General features: G+C 74.2%; 18 protein-coding genes. 3 read left to right on the top strand and 15 right to left on the bottom strand.

Annotated features, from left to right (window positions below):
* Nucleotides 1-33: 33 nt before the first annotated feature.
* Nucleotides 34-1497 carry a gluconokinase gene (locus FE251_RS05435; protein ID WP_139948191.1) on the top strand — a complete coding sequence of 488 codons (1464 nt, stop codon included), beginning with the start codon at nucleotides 34-36 and terminating at the stop codon, nucleotides 1495-1497.
* A gap of 4 nt (nucleotides 1498-1501) precedes the next feature.
* Here FE251_RS05435 and FE251_RS05430 read toward each other — a convergent pair whose 3' ends face one another.
* On the bottom strand, nucleotides 1502-2251 hold the full coding sequence (locus FE251_RS05430) for a SurA N-terminal domain-containing protein (RefSeq protein ID WP_139948190.1): 750 nt from the start codon (nucleotides 2249-2251) through the stop codon (nucleotides 1502-1504).
* Nucleotides 2252-2438: 187 nt separating this feature from the next.
* On the bottom strand, nucleotides 2439-3761 hold the full coding sequence (gene hisD / locus FE251_RS05425) for a histidinol dehydrogenase (protein ID WP_139948189.1): 1323 nt from the start codon (nucleotides 3759-3761) through the stop codon (nucleotides 2439-2441).
* A 148-nt stretch (nucleotides 3762-3909) separates the two neighbouring features.
* Here hisD and FE251_RS05420 point away from each other — a divergent pair, with 148 nt between their 5' ends.
* Complete coding sequence (locus FE251_RS05420) at nucleotides 3910-4134, top strand: RNA-binding S4 domain-containing protein (protein WP_139948188.1); 225 nt, start codon at nucleotides 3910-3912, stop codon at nucleotides 4132-4134.
* A 98-nt stretch (nucleotides 4135-4232) separates the two neighbouring features.
* Nucleotides 4233-4799 carry a biotin transporter BioY gene (locus FE251_RS05415; protein WP_139948187.1) on the top strand — a complete coding sequence of 189 codons (567 nt, stop codon included), beginning with the start codon at nucleotides 4233-4235 and terminating at the stop codon, nucleotides 4797-4799.
* Between the two features lie 168 nt (nucleotides 4800-4967).
* On the opposite strand, the gene FE251_RS05410 is transcribed toward FE251_RS05415, so the two are convergent.
* The 13 genes from FE251_RS05410 to murG form a co-directional block, all read right to left on the bottom strand.
* Nucleotides 4968-5765 (bottom strand): endonuclease/exonuclease/phosphatase family protein, encoded by a 798-nt coding sequence (locus tag FE251_RS05410; protein ID WP_223147568.1) that lies wholly within the window; start codon nucleotides 5763-5765, stop codon nucleotides 4968-4970.
* 43 nt (nucleotides 5766-5808) lie between these two features.
* Nucleotides 5809-9375, bottom strand: a complete 3567-nt coding sequence (dnaE, locus tag FE251_RS05405; RefSeq protein WP_139073557.1) for a DNA polymerase III subunit alpha — start codon at nucleotides 9373-9375, stop codon at nucleotides 5809-5811.
* A gap of 10 nt (nucleotides 9376-9385) precedes the next feature.
* Nucleotides 9386-9925, bottom strand: coding sequence for a GNAT family N-acetyltransferase (locus tag FE251_RS05400; protein ID WP_139948186.1), 540 nt, complete (start codon nucleotides 9923-9925; stop codon nucleotides 9386-9388).
* On the bottom strand, nucleotides 9922-10854 hold the full coding sequence (locus tag FE251_RS05395; protein WP_139073559.1) for an RluA family pseudouridine synthase: 933 nt from the start codon (nucleotides 10852-10854) through the stop codon (nucleotides 9922-9924). The genes FE251_RS05400 and FE251_RS05395 overlap by 4 nt, the downstream gene beginning before the upstream one ends.
* The gene (gene lspA / locus FE251_RS15980; RefSeq protein WP_139948185.1) at nucleotides 10847-11731 is read right to left on the bottom strand and encodes a signal peptidase II; all 885 of its coding nucleotides are present in this window, start codon (nucleotides 11729-11731) and stop codon (nucleotides 10847-10849) included. The genes FE251_RS05395 and lspA overlap by 8 nt, the downstream gene beginning before the upstream one ends.
* Nucleotides 11732-11787: 56 nt before the next feature.
* On the bottom strand, nucleotides 11788-12453 hold the full coding sequence (locus tag FE251_RS05385; RefSeq protein ID WP_139948184.1) for a DivIVA domain-containing protein: 666 nt from the start codon (nucleotides 12451-12453) through the stop codon (nucleotides 11788-11790).
* Between the two features lie 106 nt (nucleotides 12454-12559).
* Nucleotides 12560-12853, bottom strand: coding sequence for a YggT family protein (locus FE251_RS05380; RefSeq protein WP_139073560.1), 294 nt, complete (start codon nucleotides 12851-12853; stop codon nucleotides 12560-12562).
* A gap of 1 nt (nucleotide 12854) precedes the next feature.
* Nucleotides 12855-13334 (bottom strand): cell division protein SepF, encoded by a 480-nt coding sequence (locus tag FE251_RS05375; protein WP_139073561.1) that lies wholly within the window; start codon nucleotides 13332-13334, stop codon nucleotides 12855-12857.
* A gap of 110 nt (nucleotides 13335-13444) precedes the next feature.
* The gene (gene pgeF, locus FE251_RS05370) at nucleotides 13445-14203 is read right to left on the bottom strand and encodes a peptidoglycan editing factor PgeF (protein WP_139948183.1); all 759 of its coding nucleotides are present in this window, start codon (nucleotides 14201-14203) and stop codon (nucleotides 13445-13447) included.
* A gap of 12 nt (nucleotides 14204-14215) precedes the next feature.
* Complete coding sequence (gene ftsZ, locus FE251_RS05365; protein WP_139948182.1) at nucleotides 14216-15430, bottom strand: cell division protein FtsZ; 1215 nt, start codon at nucleotides 15428-15430, stop codon at nucleotides 14216-14218.
* Between the two features lie 220 nt (nucleotides 15431-15650).
* Entirely contained in the window at nucleotides 15651-16577 is a 927-nt protein-coding gene (locus FE251_RS05360; protein ID WP_139948181.1) for a cell division protein FtsQ/DivIB, read from the bottom strand.
* Complete coding sequence (gene murC / locus FE251_RS05355; RefSeq protein WP_139948180.1) at nucleotides 16574-17935, bottom strand: UDP-N-acetylmuramate--L-alanine ligase; 1362 nt, start codon at nucleotides 17933-17935, stop codon at nucleotides 16574-16576. Before murC ends, FE251_RS05360 begins: the two co-directional genes overlap by 4 nt.
* The gene (murG, locus tag FE251_RS05350; protein WP_139949264.1) at nucleotides 17932-19038 is read right to left on the bottom strand and encodes an undecaprenyldiphospho-muramoylpentapeptide beta-N-acetylglucosaminyltransferase; all 1107 of its coding nucleotides are present in this window, start codon (nucleotides 19036-19038) and stop codon (nucleotides 17932-17934) included. The genes murC and murG overlap by 4 nt, the downstream gene beginning before the upstream one ends.

Genomic DNA, 19038 nt, shown 5'->3' with positions numbered 1-19038 from the left:
CGGCCGGCCCCTAGGATCCCCCCGGAGGTGCCCATGACCGCGTTCACCGTCGACCTCGCCGACGCGCACGACCCCCTCGTCCTCGCCGTCGACGTCGGCTCCACCGCCAGCCGGGGCGGCCTGTACGACGCACGCGGCCTGCCGGTGGCCGGCCTGCGCCACAAGGTGCGCCACGCCTTCACGACCGCCACGGACGGCACGTCGGTCATCGACCCCCGGCAGGTGCTCGCGGAGGTCTCCGAGATCCTCCAGGCCGTGGCCCGCCCGTACCTCGCCGGACGGATCGCCGGGGTCGCGCTCGACACGTTCGCCTCCTCGCTCGTCGGCGTGGACTCCGGGGGCGACCCGCTCACCCCGTGCTTCACCTACGCCGACTCCCGCTGCGCGCCCCAGGTGGCCGAGCTGCGCGCCGAGCTCGACGAGGCCGAGGTCCAGCAGCGCACCGGGTGCCGGCTGCACACGAGCTACCTGCCCGCACGGCTGCGCTGGCTGCGGGCCACCCGGCCGGAGGTCGTCGCGCGCGTCGCGCGGTGGCTGTCCCTCGGGGAGCTCCTCACCCTGCATCTCGCCGGCACGACCGGCGTCGGCACCTCCACCGCGGCGTGGACGGGGCTGCTCGACCGCCTCGGTGGCCACTGGGACCCGCAGATGCTCGCCGTCGCCGGCGTCGCGCCCCACACCCTGTCCCCGGTCCACCATCCCGACCAGCCCCTGCCCGGCGCCACCTCCCGCCTCCCCGCGCTCGACGGCGCCGCCTGGTTCGCCGTCGTCGCCGACGGCTACGCGGCCACCGTGGGCACCGGCGGGCGCACGGGTGGGGGCCTCGTCGCGTCCTTCGCGACGAGCGGCGCCGTGCGGGCACAGGTCCCGGCGGCCGTTCCGCGCACCCCGCCGGGGCTGTGGGCCTACCGGGTGGACGGCGCGACCGCGCTCCTCGGTGGGGCGCTCAACGACGTCGGCCGCGCCGCCTCCTGGCTCACCGACACCCTGCGCCTGGACGGCGGGCTCGACGAGCTCCTCGTCCCCGACCCCGAGCCGGGCACCCCGCTCGTCCTGCCCTTCCTCAGCGGGGAGCGCAGCACAGGGTGGGCGGCCGGCGCCCGCGCCGTCCTCGCGGACGTCTCGGCGGCGAGCACGCCGCAGGCCCTGGCCCGGGGCGTGCTCGAGGGGGTCGCGCTCACCTACGGGCGGGTCGTGGCACAGCTGCGCGAGGTCACCGAGCCACGGGAGGTGCTCGCGAGCGGGCGGGCGAGCCAGGCGCTGCCCCACCTGCTCCAGCTGGTCGCGGACGTCACCGGACTGCCGGTGACGCCGGTGACGATCAAGCGCTCGACCCTCCACGGGACCGCGCTGCTCGCCCTGGACACGCTCGCGCCCGGCGTCGAGCGGGCGACCCCGACCACCGGGCCCACGCTGGACCCGGTGGCGGGACGCGCCGACTACTACGCCGAGCGGGCCGCGGCCTTCGAGGAGCTCTACGCCGCGGTGGTGGCCTGAGGGCTCACAGGTTGTAGGTGATGTCGGCGTCCGCGCGCAGCTGCTCGAGCAGCGCCTGGACGATCTCGCTCTCGTGCTGCTGCTGGAGCTGCGCCTCGATCTGCGGACGGACCTCCTCCAGGGGCGGCAGCTCCCCACCCTCGCCGGCCTGCCCGGCCGCCTCGTCGTAGAGCGCCTGGATGTCCTCGTCGGCCGGCGTGAACTCACCGGCTTCGTCGGCGACGAGCTGCTCGACCGAGGTCTGCAGCCGGAGCTCGTCCATGGCCTCCTCACGGCCCAGGCCCTGCTGCTCGAGCATGCTGAAGAGCTCGTCGGCCGAGCCCAGACCGCTGGACGCGGCGAGCTCCTCGGCGGCGGCGTTGACCTCCTCGTCCGTCGGCGCGATCGAGCGCGCCTCGGCCTCGGCGAGGAGGAGCTGGGTGTCCACGAGCCCTTCGGCCGTCTGCTGCTTGAGCTGGTCCTGGTCGACCTCCTGGCCCGTCATCTGCGACTGCATGAAGGCCTGCTGGAGCTGGCTGGCGTAGACCTGCTCGAACTCCTCGCGCGTGATCTCCACGCCGTCGACGACGGCGACGACGTCCGGCAGCCCTTCGAGGTCGGGCTCCGGCGCGGTCGGCATCGCGTCCGTGGGAGCCGTCTCCTCGGCGCTGGGCGCCTCGGCGGTCGGGTCGGTGGCGGCGTCGTCGTCGGCCGATCCGCAGCCCACGAGGGCGAGCAGGACGGCAGCGGTCGCCACGGCAACCTTGGTGCGCATGGGTGATCCTCTCGGGAGATGAGCCCCAAGCGTGCGGCCCTCCCCCACCGGGCGCAAGTACCCGTCCCCGTCCCACACCCCGGCGCGGGGCCGCGAGGCAGGGCAGGGATCGCGGTGAGCACAGCGCTCAGCGCGTCCGGCCGCGCCCCGAGGTGCGACGCCGATTCCGCCCAGAGCGGAGCCCCGCTCAGCCCGCCCGGAGGTCGACGGCGTCGGCGTGGGCGGGCAGGTCCTCGGACTCGGCGAGCGCCCGCAGCGGGCCGGCGACCTTCCGCAGCGCGGCGTCGTCGTACTCGACGACCTGGACAGGCTTGAGGAAGGCCATGACGCTGAGCCCGGAGGCGAAGCGCGCCGTGCCGCCCGTGGGCAGCACGTGGTTGGACCCGGCGAGGTAGTCCCCGAGCGGCACCGGGCTCCAGGGCCCGACGAAGATCGCGCCGGCGTTGCGGATCCGGTCCGCGACGGCGGCGGCGTCGGCGGTCTGCACCTCCAGGTGCTCGGCGCCGTAGGCGTCGCACACGGCGATGCCCTGCTCGATGTCGGTGACGAGGACCGTGCCGGACTGCGGGCCGGTGAGCGCGGTGCGCACCCGCTCGGCGTGCGTCGTCGCGGCGGCCTGGCGCTCGATCTCGGCGTCGACCGCGTCGGCGAGCTCGACGCTGTCGGTGACGAGCACGGAGGCGGCGGCGGGGTCGTGCTCCGCCTGGGAGATGAGGTCGGCGGCGACGAACCGCGGGTCGGCGCCGGCGTCGGCGAGCACGGCGATCTCGGTCGTGCCGGCCTCGGCGTCGATGCCCACGCGGCCCATGACCGCCCGCTTGGCGGCGGCGACGAAGATGTTGCCCGGCCCGGTGACGACGTCGACGGGCGCGCACAGCCGCTCCCCGTCGCCGGTGCCCGGCTCACCGGCCGCCCCGTAGGCGAACATCGCCACGGCCTGCGCGCCACCGACGGCGTAGACCTCCTCGACCCCGAGGAGGGCGCACGCCGCGAGGATCGTCGGGTGCGGAAGGCCGCCGAAGGCCTGCTGGGGCGGGCTCGCGACGGCGAGCGACGGGACGCCGGCCACCTGCGCGGCGACGACGTTCATGACGACGCTCGAGGGGTACACCGCCAGCCCGCCGGGCACGTACAGGCCCACCCGGCTCACCGGCACCCAGCGCTGGCGCACGTGCCCGCCGGGGAGGATCTCGGTGTCCCGCTCGGTCGGGAGCTGTGCCTCGTGGCCGGCGCGGTTGTGCACGACGGACAGCTCGAGGGCCTCGCGGACCTGCGGGTCGAGGTCGGCGAGCGCCTGCTGCAGCGCCTCCGCGGGCACCCGCAGGTGCTCGGGCCGTACGCCGTCGAAGCGCTCGGCGAGGTCGCGCAGGGCGAGGGCACCACGGTCGCGGACGTCCGCGATGATCGGGAGCACCTGGGCCAGGGCGGCCTCGACGTCGAGGGTGGCGCGCGGCAGCACGCCGGCGAGGTCGGAGACGTCACTTCCGCGGAGATCGATTCGCCTGAGCATGGCCCTGATCGTAATCCGCCCGGCCTCCGCCCCGCCGGGACGTCCGCCGTCGTGTCCCCCACCCCGCCGCCCGCCCCACCCCTTTCCGCCGAGAGCTGGATCGTGCACGGGTTCGCCGCCGGGCGGCCGGGCACGGCATGATCGGTGCATGGGTCAGGACCAGGTCGTTCCGGTCGAGGGCGAGATCCGCCTCGGCCAGTTCCTCAAGCTCGCCTCGCTCGCCGACTCCGGCGCGCAGGCACGCGAGCTCATCGCCGACGGCGCGGTGAGCGTCGACGGTGAGGTCGAGACCCGCCGGGGCCGGCAGCTGGCCGCCGGGGCCCGGGTCGAGGTGGACCTGCCCACCGGGCCGGTCGCCGTCGTCGTGGGCTGAGCGCTACAGACCGGGCGCCCGGAATCTGTCGCGAGCCGCACACCGGGGCGGCTCGCCCGCTGGCTAGCGTGACGGTGTTCCCCGCGAAAGGTGCTGCCATGACCGCCACGACCGTCCTCGCCGACTCCCTGCCCGCCGGCCTCGTGCGCGACGCCTCGCTCGTCGTCGGCGGCGCCGTGGTGACCGGAGTGCTCTCGCAGGTCGTCGTGCCGCTGCCGTTCACCCCCGTGCCGCTGTCCCTCGGCACCTTCGCCGTGCTCCTCGTCGGTGCGTCCCTCGGGCCGCTGCGCGGCACCCTGAGCCTGGCCCTGTACGTCCTCGCGGGGATGGGCGGCGTGCCCTGGTTCGCCGAGCAGACCGCCGGCTGGCACACCGCCTCCTTCGGCTACGTCCTCGGCTACGTCCTGGCCGCGGGGCTCGTCGGCGCGCTCGCCCGCCACCGCGCGGACCGCCGCCCGCTCCCCATGCTCGCCGCCGCCCTGCTCGCGACGACCGCGGTGTACGCCGGCGGGGTGCCGTGGCTCATGGTGAGCCTCGGGGTCGGGCTCGGGGAGGCGCTCGTCCTCGGTGTGCTCCCCTTCCTCCTCGGCGACGCGCTCAAGGCCGCAGCCGCCGCCGGCCTCCTGCCCGCCGCATGGCGCCTGCTCGGCCGCTCCGCACACTGAGCCGGCCCGGCCGAACCCTGCGTCGGAGCGTCGAAACCTGCCACCACGTACCCCGACGCGGCGTCAAGGCAAGCCTGCGACCTTGATCCCGGCCCCGACACGCCGACCGGGGCCGACTTGATGGCAGGATCTGGCGCCGACGACCGCGCGCCGCGGATCCGGCGAGCGCTACTCGGTGGCGAGGTCCAGGCCCAGTGCGAGGTGGTCGGAGACGTCCTGCCGTCGCACGAACGTCCGGCGCACGGGCGGCAGCGTGCCCTGCCCGAGGGCGTGGTCGAGCTGCAGCCGCGGGCGCGGTGAGGGGTAGGTGACGCCCCGTACGAGGAGCCGCATCCCCGAGGCCCGGCGGGCGAGCCCGCCGGGCAGGTTGAGGTCGCCGAGGAGCACCGCCGGGCCGGGCAGTGTGCGCAGCCAGGCGGCGGTCCGGCGCAGCTGGACGGCGTTGACGCCGGGCACGAAGGACAGGTGGGTGGAGGCGACGGTGAGCGGGCCGGCCGGCGTGTGCACGCGGGCGGCGAGCACCACCCGCGGCTCGTCGCGCAGCAGCATCACTCCCCCGCCGGGCACGGGCACCGGCAGCCGGACGAAGGGCGCCGGCGCCAGCCGCAGGACGTGCCAGGACTCCACCGGCAGGCGGGAGAGCAGCGCGATGCCGTAGGCGTCGTCGGAGGCGTCCTCGTCCGCCGCCAGGGCGGGACGCCACTCGAAACCGGGCTCCCCGATCACCGCCGGGACGAACCGCCAGCGCGCCGCGCCCGCCGCCTCCGCCGCGAGAGCCGCGACGTCCAGCCGGCCGGAGCGCGGCTGGCCGCGGTCGACCTCCTGGAGGGCGAGGACGTCGGCGCGCAGGGAGGCCACGGCCCGTGCGAACCGGGTGGCGTCCACCCGCCCGTCGGGGCCGCGGCCGTGGAACACGTTCCACGTCGTCAGCCGGGTGAGGCCCGGCACCGTCGGAGCCGGGGCCACGCGAGCACTCTAGTTGCGGGTCCCGAGCCAGGCCCCTCGGGCGTCAGGTGAGGCAGCCGGGCCCGAGGAGCGCCTTGAGGTCGCCGAACAGCGCGGTGGACGGCTCGACGCGGAAGGAGTCCTCCAGCCGCATCGTCGTGGAGCGCCCCGGGCTGGTGAGCCGCAGGCGCACCTCCGAGCGTCCCGGGTGGTCGGTGAGGATGCCCTTGAGCCGCTCGACGAGCGGCGCGGTGCACCGGTTGGCGGCGAGCGTGAGCTGCACCGGCCCGTCGGTGGCCTGGGAGACGTCGGGCAGGCTCATCTCCGCGGCGTAGATCGTCGGGATGTCGTCGCGGCGGTTGAGCCGTCCCCGCACCGTGATGATCGAGTCCTCGGCGAGCATGGTGGAGACGGTCGAGTAGGTCTGGGGGAAGAAGAGCACCTCGATGGCGCCCTCGAGGTCCTCGACCGTCGCGATGGCCCACGGGTTGCCGTTCTTCGTCATCTTGCGCTGCAGCGAGGTGACGAGACCGGCGACCGTCACCGACGAGCCGTCGGCGCGCGTCTCGTCGGTGAGCAGGGTGGCCACCGAGACGTCCGCCGCCCGCTGGAGCACGTGCTCCAGCCCGAACAGCGGGTGGTCCGAGACGTACAGGCCGAGCATCTGCCGCTCGAAGGTCAGCTTCTCCCGCTTGTCCCACTCGGGCAGGTCGGGGATGTCGATGGTGAAGCCGGAGCCGGCCGCCCCGTCGTCGCCGCCGAGCCCGGCGAAGAGGTCGAACTGGCCGACCGCCTCGTTGCGCTTGACGTCGATGACCATGTCGATGGCCTCCTCGTGACGGGCGAGGAGCGCCCGTCGCGTGTGCCCGAGGGAGTCGAAGGCACCGGCCTTGATGAGCGACTCGATCGTGCGCTTGTTGCACACGACGGCGGGCACCTTGTCGAGGAAGTCCTGGAAGGAGGTGTAGGCGCCCTTCTCCTCGCGGGCCGCGATGATCGCCTCGACGACGTTCGCGCCGACGTTGCGCACCGCCGCGAGACCGAAGCGGATCTCCTCCCCGACGGCCGCGAAGGAGCCCACCGAGGTGTTGACGTCCGGCGACAGCACGCTGATGCCCATGTGCCGGGCCTCACCGAGGTACAGCCCCAGGCGGTCCTTGTTGCCCTGCGTCGAGGTGAGCAGGGCGGCCATGTACTCCGTGGGGAAGTTGGCCTTGAGGTAGGCGGTCCAGTAGGAGATGATCCCGTAGGCCGCCGAGTGCGCCTTGTTGAAGGCGTAGTCGGAGAAGGGCAGGAGGATGTCCCACAGCGTCTTGACCGCCTGCGGGGAGTAGCCGCGCTCGAGCATGCCGGCCTCGAAGCTGGCGAACTGCTTGTCCAGCTCGGCCTTCTTCTTCTTGCCCATCGCGCGACGCAGCAGGTCGGCCTGGCCCAGGGTGTACCCGGCGACCTTCTGCGCGATCGCCATCACCTGCTCCTGGTACACGATGAGGCCGTAGGTGGTGCCGAGGATCTCGGCGAGCGCCTCCTCGAGCTCCGGGTGGATCGGCTCGATCTTCTGCTGGCCGTTCTTGCGCAGCGCGTAGTTCGTGTGGGAGTTCGCGCCCATCGGGCCGGGGCGGTAGAGCGCGCCGACGGCGGAGATGTCCTCGAAGTTGTCGGGGCGCATGAGGCGCAGCAGGGTGCGCATGCCGGCGCCGTCGAGCTGGAACACCCCGAGCGTGTCGCCGCGGCCGAGCATGGCGTAGGTCAGCGGGTCGTCCAGCGGGAGGCGCTCGAGGTCGGGCACCTCCTTGCCGTTGCGCTCGATGTTCTCCAGCGCGTCGTCGATGACCGTGAGGTTGCGCAGGCCGAGGAAGTCCATCTTCAGCAGCCCGAGGTTCTCGCACTGCGGGTAGTCGAACTGGGTGATGATCGCGCCGTCCTGCGGGCGCAGCATCACCGGGATGACCTCCTGGAGCGGCTCGCTGGACATGATGACGGCGCAGGCGTGCACGCCCCACTGCCGCTTGATGCCCTCCAGGCCCTGCGCGGTCTCGACGACGGCCTGGGCGTCGGGGTCCGAGGCGTGCAGCTGGCGGAACTCCTCGGCCTCGTTGTACCGCTTGTCGCGCGGGTCGAAGATGCCGGCGAGGGTGATGTCCTTGCCCATGACCGACGGCGGCATCGCCTTGGTGAGCTTCTCCCCCATCTGGAAGGGGTAGTCCAGGACGCGCGCGGAGTCCTTGAGCGCCTGCTTGGCCTTGATGGTGCCGTAGGTGACGACCTGCGCGACGCGGTCGTCGCCGTACTTCTCGGTGACGTACCGGATGACCTCACCGCGCCGGCGCTCGTCGAAGTCGACGTCGAAGTCGGGCATCGACACGCGGTCGGGGTTGAGGAAGCGCTCGAAGATCAGGCCGTGCTGGAGGGGGTCGAGGTCGGTGATGCGCATCGCGTAGGCGACCATCGACCCGGCGCCCGAGCCACGACCCGGGCCGACGCGGATCCCGCGGCTCTTGGCCCAGTTGATGAAGTCGGCGACGACGAGGAAGTAGCCGGGGAAGCCCATCTGGGTGATGACGTCGACCTCGTAGCGGGCCTGCTTCTCGACGTGGTCGGGCACGCCGTCCGGGAAGCGGTAGGCCAGGCCCTTCTGCACCTCCTTGACGAACCACGAGTGCTCGTCCTCGCCCTCGGGCACGGGGAAGCGCGGCATGTAGTTCGCGCCGTCGGCGGCCGTGCGGAAGGTGACGTCGCACTGCTCGGCGACGAGCAGGGTGTTGTCGCAGGCCTCGGGCAGCTCGGCGAACAGCCCGCGCATCTCGGCGGCAGAGCGCAGGTAGTAGGTGTCGCCGGTGAAGGCGAAGCGGCTGCCGCCCTCGTCGTACGTGGGCTCGGTGAGCTTGGAGCCGGACTGGAGCGCGAGCATGACCTCGTGGGTCTTGGCGTCCTCGGGGCGCGTGTAGTGGGAGTCGTTCGTCGCGATGAGCGGCGCACCGATCTCCCGGGCCAGGCGCAGGAGGTCGCTCGTCACCCGGCGCTCGATGTCCAGCCCGTGGTCCATGAGCTCGACGTAGTAGTTCTCCTTGCCGAAGATGTCCTGCATCTCCCCGGCGGCCCGCAGCGCCTCGTCGTACTGGCCCAGGCGGATGCGGGTCTGCACCTCCCCCGAGGGGCAGCCGGTGGTGGCGAGGAGGCCCTCGGCGTGGGTGGAGATGAGCTCGCGGTCCATCCGCGGCCACTTGCCCATCTGCCCCTCGAGGGAGGCACGCGAGCCGAGCCGGAAGAGGTTGTTCATCCCCTTGTTGTTGCGCGCGAGCAGCGTCATGTGGGTGTAGGCACCGCGCGCGGAGACGTCGTCCTTGGCCTGGTACTCCTCGCCCCAGCGCACCCGGGACTTGTCGAAGCGTGAGGTGCCCGGCGTGACGTAGGCCTCCAGGCCGATGATCGGCTTGACGCCGTGCCGCTGGGCCGCGGACCAGAAGTCGAAGGCCCCGAAGAGGTAGCCGTGGTCGGTGATCGCCAGCGCCGGCTGACCCAGCCGGGCCGCCTCGGCGAGCAGCTCGTCGACCTTGGAGGCACCGTCGAGCATGGAGTACTCGGTGTGCACGTGGAGGTGGGCGAAGTTGTCGGATCCTCCAGCAGCCATGCCGGTCAGTCTAGGTCGGACCACCCACGTCCCCGGCCTCGGCCGAGGGAGATCCTGGTCGCTCGGCGTGTCGTCCGGACGGGCTCCCGGCGGTGAGCGTGCGGGCCATGTCCTGGTGCCAGATCCCGGCGTCGAGGTACCGCTCGCCGCTCACCGGCGCGTACCCGAGGGCGCGGTAGAAACCCATCGCCGCCTCCTGCGCGCTGAGCACGACCTCGACGGCGCCCGGCGCGCCCACGGCGTGGCGCTCGAGGGCGAGGTCCTCCAGCGCCCGCACGAGCAGCGCGCCCACCCCGCGCCCGCGGTGCTCGCGGAGCACCGCGAGCCGGCCGAGGTGGACGTGGCCCGGCGCGTCGAGGAGGAGGCGTCCGGTGCCGACGACGGCGTCGCCGTCGAGCGCGAGCTCGTGGCTCGTCGTCGGGGCCTCGTCGAGGTCGTCGACCTCGAGCTCGGCCGGTACGCGCTGCTCGTCGACGAAGACGGCGAAGCGCACCGCCCACGCCTCCTCGAGCTGGGCGCGGGTGGTGACGAGGCTGGTGCGCACGCTCACCGCACGCCCTCGCGCACCGCCTCCAGTGCTGCGGCGAGGTCCTCGGGGTACTCGCTCGCCACGACGACGGGGTGCCCGTCGCGCGGGTGGGCGAAGCCGAGGCGAACTGCGTGCAGCCACTGGCGGGTGAGCCCGAGCTTGCGGGCGAGCACCGGGTCCGCCCCGTAGGTCGTGTCACCCACGCACGGGTGACGCAGCGCCGAGGTGTGCACGCGGATCTGGTGCGTGCGGCCGGTCTCGAGGTGGATCTCGAGCAGCGAGGCGCCGGGCATCGCCTCGAGCGTCTCGTAGTGGGTGATCGAGGGCTTGCCGCCGGCGACGACGGCGAAGCGGTAGTCGTGCCGGGGGTCGCGGCCCACGGGGGCGTCGATCGTCCCGGCGAACGGGTCCATGTGGCCCTGGACGAGCGCGTGGTAGACCTTCTCGACCGTGCGCTCCTTGAAGGCGCGCTTGAGCACGGAGTAGGCGAGCTCTGTCTTGGCGACGACCATGAGGCCCGAGGTGCCGACGTCGAGGCGGTGGACGATGCCCTGCCGCTCGGCCGCCCCCGAGGTGGAGACGCGGTAGCCGGCGGCCTGGAGCCCGCCGACGACGGTGGGGCCCTCCCAGCCGGGGCTGGGGTGGGCGGCCACCCCGACGGGCTTGTCGACGACGACGACGTCCTCGTCCTCGAAGACCACCCGCAGCCCGGGCACGGGCTCCGGCGGGGCGGCGGCCGCGGCGGGCGGGTCGGGGATCGTGACCTCGAGCCAGCCGCCCGCGACGAGTCGGTCGGACTTGCCGAGCACGCGCCCGTCGAGCAGCACCGCGCCCGCTTCGGCGAGCTCGGCCGCGCGGGTGCGGGAGAAGCCGAGGAGCCGGGCGAGCGCCGCGTCGACCCGCTCGCCGGCCAGGCCGTCGGGCACGGGCAGGGAGCGGGTCTCAGGCATCGCCGTCGTCCGCGAGTCGGGCCTCGCGCCGGCTGCGGGGACGCCGGCGCGGCGTCTCCTGCGCGGGCGGGACGGGCTCGTCCTGCTCGGCGGCCGGGGACGGCTGGTCGGGGGCCGCGGGGCGGTCGGACTCCTCCCGGGGCGCGCTCGCGCCGGTGGGCGTCCAGTCGGGCGTCGGGGTCTCCGCGACCGGCACGGCGCCCGGAGGGGCGACCTCGCTCGCGGAGGGGGCCCCGGAGACCCAGGTGGCGACGTCGACGTCGTCGTCGGTGGGGCGCGGGACCTCGCCGGAGAACTCGTCCTCGGCGTCGAGCGGCTCCTCGCTCAGGTCCTCGTCCTCGGTGCCGGGACGGGGCTCGGCGTCCTCCTGCCCGTCCGACACTCGGGTGCCGTCGACCTCGAGGCCGAGGAGCGCGAGGATCGCGATGAGCACGGCGGCGGCGACGATGGCGATGTCGGCGACGTTGCCGACGAACCAGCCGTTGTAGTTGATGAAGTCGACGACGTGGCCGCGCGCGAAGCCGGGCTCGCGCAGCAGCCGGTCGTAGAGGTTGCCGATCGCCCCGCCGAGCAGCAGGCCCAGGGCCACCGCCCACGCGGTCGAGCGCAGGCGCCGGGCCACCCGCACGACGACGATGACGACGCCGATGCTGATGACCGTGAAGACCCACGTCATCCCGGTGGCGATGGAGAACGCCGCGCCGGGGTTGTAGATGAGCTGGAGACCGAGGAGGTCACCGACCAGCGGGACGATGACGCCCTGCGTGAGGTTGGCCTCTGCGAGGTACTTCGTCACCTGGTCGGCGACGGCGATCCCCACCGCGAGTGCGACGAGGAGGGCGATCCGCCCGCGCCGGCGCCGCTGCTGCTGCGTCATGCCTGTCCTTCCATGCCGACGGCGGCGGTCCGGTGGACCGCCGCCGTCGTCAGAGCTCAGCGACCGAACTGCGCCGAGGAGTCGCCACCGCGACCGGAGATGTTGCCCCGGCCCTCGACGTCGGAGAGCAGCGACTCGAGGTAGCTCTTGAGGCGGGTCCGGTAGTCCCGCTCGAAGACGCGCAGCTCGTCGATCTTGCGCTCGAGGAGCGAGCGCTCCTGCTCGAGCTGGGCGAGCGTGCGGTTGTGGGTGTCCTCGGCCTCGCGGACGATCCGCTCGGCCTCGGTGCGGGCCTCGTGGAGGATCCGGTCACCCTCCTGCTTGCCGTTGTTGACGTACTCGTCGTGCACGCGCTGGGCGAGGGCGAGCATCCCGGTGGCGGAGGTCGGCTCGTCGCCGCTCTCGACGGGAGCAGCGGCCTCGGCGACCGGCGCCGCGGCCTGCGGCGCGAAGGCCGGCTCCGGCTCGGGCTCGGGCTCCGGCTCGGGGGCGGGAGCAGGGGCCGCGGGCTGCTGCGGCTGCTCGCCGCTGCTGAGCTCGGCGATCCGCCGCTCGGCGGCCGCGAGCTTCGCCTTGAGCTCCTCGTTCTCGTTGCTCAGGGAGCTCAGCGTGTTGACGACCTCGTCCAGGAAGTCGTCGACCTCGTCCTGGTCGTAGCCCTCCCGGAACTTCGTCGGCTGAAACTTCTTGTTCAGCACGTCGTCTGCTGTGAGCAGCGCCATAGTCGTCACCTCGGTAGTTCGGTCGTTCGGTCGTGAGCGCCCGCGCGGCTCACGGGACCACGTTAGCGGAACGTTACTAGAGCGAGCGCATACGCGCCGCGAGCCGTCACATCAGGGACAGCGCGGCTGCGACACGCATCGCGATGCTCACCCCGAGGAACAGGATGATGAACCCCAGGTCGAGCGCGATCCCCCCGAGCCGGAGCGGGGGGATGTAGCGACGCAGCCAGTTGAGCGGCGGGTCGGTGAGCGTGTAGACGGCTTCCGCGACGACGAGGAGCACGCCGCGCGGACGCCAGTCCCGGGCGAAGACCTGCACCCAGTCGAGGACGAGCCGCCCGATGAGGACGAGAAGGTAGAGCAGGAGCAGGAAGTAGACGATCGAGAAGAGCAGGTCCACGTCAGCTCTGGTTGAACAGGCGGCCGGGGCCGCCGTCGGGCTCACCGGCGCCGGCGACCTCGACACTCGCGGGGGACAGCAGGAAGACCCTGTTGGTCACCCGCTCGATCGAGCCGTGCAGCCCGAAGACGAGCCCGGCGGAGAAGTCCACCATGCGCTTGGCCTCGGTCTCGCTCATGCCGGTGAGGTTCATGATCACGGGGGTCCCGTCGCGGAACGCCTCGCCGATGACCCTGGCCTCGTTGTAGGTGCTCGGGTGGACCGTGCTGATGCGGCGCAGGTCGTGCTCGACCGGCTCGGGCGCGGGCACGACCCGCATCGGCGTCACCTGCACCGGCCGCTCGTGACGGTCGTGGCGCTCGGCGCGCGGCTCTGCCACGGCGGACTCCTCGTGACGGGGGGCGTCGAGCTCGTCGACATAGTCACCCTCGTCCTCGGACAGTCCGAGGTACGCCATCGTCTTGCGCAGTGCTCCGGCCATGACTGCTCCCGTCCTCTCTGCGATCACACCTCGTGCCGCTCCTGTGATGTGACGCTAGACCAGCGCCGTCCCCTCGGCACGGACGAGTCGCGGCGTGTCGCGCGCGGGTGTCAGGCGGGGTGGACGACGCCGGCGAGACGGCCGGTGCGCCCGTCGCGCCGGTAGGAGTAGAACCGCTCGTCCTCGGCGGTGCACAGGTCCAGCCGCTGCACGCGGCGCACGCCGGCGGCGCGAAGCTGCGCGGCCACGCCGGCGGGCAGGTCGAGGGCGGGGGTGCCCCAGGAGGTCTCGGCGCACGCCTCCGGCACGGCGCTGGCGACGTCCTCGCGCATCTCGCCGGGCACCTCGTAGCAGCGTCCGCAGATGCTCGGGCCGAGGCTCGCGTAGAGGTCCTCCACCACCGCGCCGCGGGCGCCGAGCTCCGCGAGTGCCGCGGCGACGACGCCGCCGACCATGCCCTGACGGCCGACGTGGACGGCGGCGACCTGCGCGCCGTCGGGCGTGGCGAGGAGGAGGGGGACGCAGTCGGCGACCATGACGGCCACCGCCGGCGTCGTGGGGCCGTTGCGGAGGGCGACGAGCGCGTCGCACTCCCCCGCGGTCACGGCCTCCGCGGCAGGGGGCGCGGTGACCGTGACGACCCGGGCGCCGTGCACCTGGCTCATCCAGGTGACGCGCTGCCCGAGCGCGCGGTCGAGGAGCGCACGGTTGGCGGTGACGGACTCGTCGTCGTCACCGACGTGCGGGCCGAGGTTGAGCCCGCCGTCGCCGTCCCGGGCGGCGTAGCGCCCCCCGGAGACGCCACCGGCGCGCGTGGTGAAGACACCACGCGCGCCGGGGCCCAGATCGCCAGAGACCAGCTCGAGCACGGCTCAGCCGGCTCAGCGCAGGAAGTCGGGGATGTCGAGGTCCTCCTCGCGACGACCGCGGACCGGCTCCTCGTCGAAGACCCGCGGCACCTCGAGCGGCCGGCGCTGCTCGCCCTCGCGACCCGCGTAGACCGGCTCGGGCTCCGGGGCCCGCTCGGGGCTGGCAGCCACGACGGGGCTCGGCGCGACGACCGGCTCGGGAGTGCTCGGGGCGCTGTCTAAGGCGACGGGCGCCTCGGCCGCACGACGGCGCGCGGGAGGCATCGCGACGGGCTTGGCCGTGGGCTCGTCGAACCCGGCGGCGATGACGGTGACGCGCACCTCGTCGCCGAGGGCGTCGTCGATGACGTTTCCGAAGATGATGTTGGCCTCGGGGTGCGCGGCCTCCTGGACGAGGCGGGCGGCCTCGTGGATCTCGAAGAGGCCGAGGTCGCTGCCACCCTGGATGGAGAGCAGGACGCCGTAGGCGCCGTCGATGCTCGCCTCGAGGAGCGGGGAGGAGATCGCCAGCTCGGCGGCCTGGACCGCGCGGTCCTCACCGCGGGCCGAGCCGATGCCCATGAGGGCGCTGCCCGCGCCCTGCATGACGGACTTGACGTCGGCGAAGTCGAGGTTGATGAGACCGGGGGTGGTGATGAGGTCGGTGATCCCCTGGACACCCGACAGGAGCACCTGGTCGGCGCTCTTGAAGGCGTCGAGGACCGAGACGTTGCGGTCGGAGATCGACAGCAGACGGTCGTTGGGGATGACGATGAGGGTGTCGACCTCGTCGCGCAGCGCCTCGATGCCGGACTCGGCCTGGGTGGAGCGGCGCCGGCCCTCGAAGGTGAAGGGGCGGGTGACCACGCCGATGGTGAGCGCGCCGAGCGAACGGGCGATCCGGGCGACGACGGGCGCGCCGCCGGTGCCGGTGCCGCCGCCCTCGCCGGCGGTCACGAAGACCATGTCGGCCCCGCGCAGGACCTCCTCGATCTCCTCCGCGTGGTCCTCGGCGGCCTTCTTGCCCACCTCGGGGTCCGCGCCGGCCCCGAGCCCGCGCGTGAGCTCACGGCCCACGTCGAGCTTGACGTCGGCGTCGCTCATGAGGAGCGCCTGGGCGTCGGTGTTGACGGCGATGAACTCCACGCCCTTCAACCCGACCTCGATCATCCGGTTGACGGCGTTGACACCGCCACCTCCGATGCCCACCACCTTGATCACTGCTAGGTAGTTCTGCGGTGCCGCCACGTCGGCCCCCTCACTTGAGTCTGCTGCTGGTCCACACGGCCTAACCCTCAATCTCTACCTCAGGGTTAGACTTATGTCATTCTCTGGCACCCGAACGCTAGGGGCCGACGAGGGCACCGGCAACGACCTCGGCAGGTGTGTCGCACGCGCCCGTGCGGTGTCCCCGGTCACCCCTGCTCCGGCGCACCCCCTCCCGCCGAGCGCCGGATCGTGCGCAGGGTCAGTCGGAGAGGGTCGGGGAGCGCGGGACGGTGACGTCGTAGACCGCGGCCGGGCGCTCCCGCACGACGGCGAGGACGGCGGCCTTGAGCTCGGACTCGGCCACGTCGCCCCACAGCACCCGGGCGCCGTCGGTGAGCTCGAGGGTGATCGACGCGGGGTTCGTCGCCCCGGCGGTCGCGACCTCCGCCCGCAGCTCCGCGGGCAGCTGGGCGAGGACCGCGAGCACGGCCTCGAGGGTCTGGCCTGCCCGCTCGCCGGACAGCGGCACGGTGACGCGCGGCAGCCCATCGGGCGGCTCGGCGACGGAGCCCACGACGACGCCGTCGACGTCGAGCAGGACGAGCCCTTCCTCGGCCGTCGCCGCGGCGACCGGCACGCGGGCGGTGACCTGCACGGACAGTCCGCGCGGCCAGGAGCGGCTGACGTCCACCGAGCGCACGGTGGTGATCGCGCCGACCTGCTCGGTGAGGCCGGCGGTGTCGAGCCGGGTGAGCGGGACGCCCTCGTGCCGCATGACGACGTCCATCACCGCCTCGACGGGGACGGTCGTCCCCTCCCCCGCCCCCGAGACGGTGACCTGCTCGACGTCGAGGGCGAGCAGCGGCGAGGCGAGCAGCGCCCAGGCGAGGGCGCCGACGGTGACGAGGACACCGACGGCGAGGAGCACCTTGCGCCACGCGAGCCGTCGCTGGGCGCGCGTGCGCTCGGCGAGGCGCTCGAGGAACCCCGGCCCGGCGGGCCGGCTGTCCTCGGGGCGCTGGCGCACCGGCAGCCAGCGCCGCGCGCGCTCGGTCGGCACCGGCTCACGGGCGGGCTGCTGCCGCGGGGCCGGCGGCGTCACGGTCGTCCGGCCGCGCTCCTCCTGGACCGGGACGTGCGGGGTGGGTCCGGGGCGCGGCAGGCGCGGCTGGGCGGGCGGCCTCACGCCCGCTCCTCCAGCAGGCGCAGGATGCGCGGTCCGAGCTCGGTGACGTCCCCGGCGCCCATCGTGAGGAGCAGGTCTCCGGGGCGGGCGAGACCGGCGACGACGGCCGCGGCCTCCTCCCGGTCGGCCACGTAGCGCCCGGCAGCGGTGCGCCGCGTGATGAGGGAGCCGTCGACGCCCTCGACCGGGTCCTCGCGGGCGGCGTAGACGTCGGTGACGACGACCTCGTCCGCGAGCGAGAGCGCGTCGGCGAACTCGGCGGCGAAGGCCACGGTCCGGGAGTACAGGTGCGGCTGGAAGAGCACGAGGACGCGTCCGTCACCGGCGGCCAGGCGGGCGGCGGTGAGCGTGGCGGCGACCTCCGTCGGGTGGTGGGCGTAGTCGTCGACGACCCGCACGCCGGCGGCGCTCCCCCGGTCCTCGAAGCGGCGACCGGTGCCGCGGAAGGAGCCGAGGGCGGCGGCGAGCTTGTGGGGGTCGGCGCCGAGGGCGACGCCCGCGCACCACGCACCGGTCGCGTTGCGCACGTTGTGCTCCCCGGTGGCGGCGAGCTCGAGCGGCACCGGGCCCTGCGGCGTGCTCAGCACCGCGCTCGCCCCGGCCGCGCCGAGGACGAGGTCGGTGATCCGCACGTGGCCCTCCCCCACGCCCGGCGCCTCGCCGGTGCCGTAGGTGAGGACCCGGGTCCCGGTGGCGCGCCGGGCCAGGCGCAGCGCGCCGGCGTCGTCGGCGCACACGACGAGCACACTCGTCACGCGCCCGGCGAAGTCGACGAAGGCCTGCTCGAAGGCCTCGCGCGAGCCGTAGTGGTCGAGGTGGTCGGGCTCGACGTTGGTGACGACGGCGACGGCGGGACGGTAGTTGAGGAAGGAGCCGTCGGACTCGTCGGCCTCGGCGACGAACGCCCGACCCCGCCCGAGGTGCGCCCCGCTGCCGAGCCCGGCGACCTGGCCGCCGATCGCCCAGCTCGGGTCGGCGCCGACCCCGGAGAGCGCGACGGCGAGCATCGCCGACGTCGTCGTCTTGCCGTGGGCTCCCGCGACCGCGACGAAGTCCTGGCCCTCGGCAGCGACGACGAGCGCCTGGGAGCGGTGGATCACCGGCAGGCCGAGCTCACGCGCCCGGACGAGCTCGGGGTTGTCGGGCCGCACCGCCGTGGAGACGACGACGGTCGCGTCCGGGGGCACGTGCACGGCGTCGTGCCCGACGTAGGCCGTGATGCCGGCGGCGCGCAGCCGCTCGAGGGTCGCGCTCGGGCGGGCGTCGGACCCACTGACCTCGAGCCCACGGGCGGCGAGGAGCTCGGCGACGGGCGCCATGCCCGCCCCGCCGATGCCGATGAGGTGGTAGCGCGTCATCGTCCCTCCCGGGCCGCCGAGATCACGAGGTCGGCCAGGCGTGCGGCGCCGTCGCGGACACCTGCCCCGGCGGCGGCACGACCCATCGCGGCGAGCCCGTCGCGGTCGGCGAGCAGCTCGAGGAGCGGGCCGGTGACGTAGCCGGCGGTGAGGTCCGCGTCGTCGACGAGCCGGCCCCCGCCCGCGGCGACGACGTCGGCGGCGTTGCGCCGCTGCTCGCCGTTGCCAATCGGCAGGGGGACGTAGACCGCGCCGATCCCGAGCGCCGCGAGCTCGCTCACCGTGCCCGCGCCCGAGCGGGCGAGGACGAGGTCGGCGGCCGCGTAGGCGCTGGCCATGTCGTCGAGGTAGGGCAGCACGTGGTAGCCGTGCAGGCCTGCGGTCGCGGCGCGGACCGGCTCGTCCTTGCCCTGGCCGGTGAGGTGGAGGACCTGCACTCCGGCGGCGTCGAGCGCGGCGGCGCCGGCGGACACGGCGTCGTTGATCCGCTGCGCGCCGAGCGAGCCGCCGGTGACGAGCAGCGTCGTGGCGTCGGGGTCCAGGCCGAGGGCAGCGGCGCCCGCCCGGCGGCGGGCGGCGGCGTCGGCCGCGCGCTCGGCGACGAGCTCGGCGATGGGCGCGCGCAGCGGCAGCCCGGTGAGCGTGGCGTGGGGCAACGGGGTGCCGGGGAAGGTGACGGCGACGTGGCGCGCCCAGCGGGCGCCGAGCCGGTTGGCCAGGCCCGGCCGGGCGTTCTGCTCGTGGACGACGATCGGCACCCCGAGCCGGCGGGCGGCGAGGTAGGCGGGCGTGGCGACGTACCCGCCGAAGCCGACGACGACCTCGGCGCGGCTCTCCTCGACGGCCGCGGCGGCGCGGCGGACGGCGTCACGCAGGCGCCCGGGAAGGCGCAGGAGGTCCGGGGAGGGCCGGCGCGGCAGCGGGGCACGGGGGACGACGCGCAGGGGCAGGCCGGCCGCGGGCACGAGACGTGACTCCAGGCCCTCGGCCGTGCCGAGCACGGTGAGCGCGGCACCCTCGGGACGGGCCGCGAGCTCGGCGGCGGTGGCGAGGAGGGGGTTGACGTGACCGGCGGTGCCCCCGCCGGCGAGCAGGACGCGCAG

It is taken from the genome of Georgenia wutianyii, from assembly GCF_006349365.1.
GTDB classification, from domain to species: Bacteria; Actinomycetota; Actinomycetes; order Actinomycetales; family Actinomycetaceae; genus Oceanitalea; species Oceanitalea wutianyii.
This window is presented reverse-complemented; position numbering and strand designations above follow the sequence as displayed.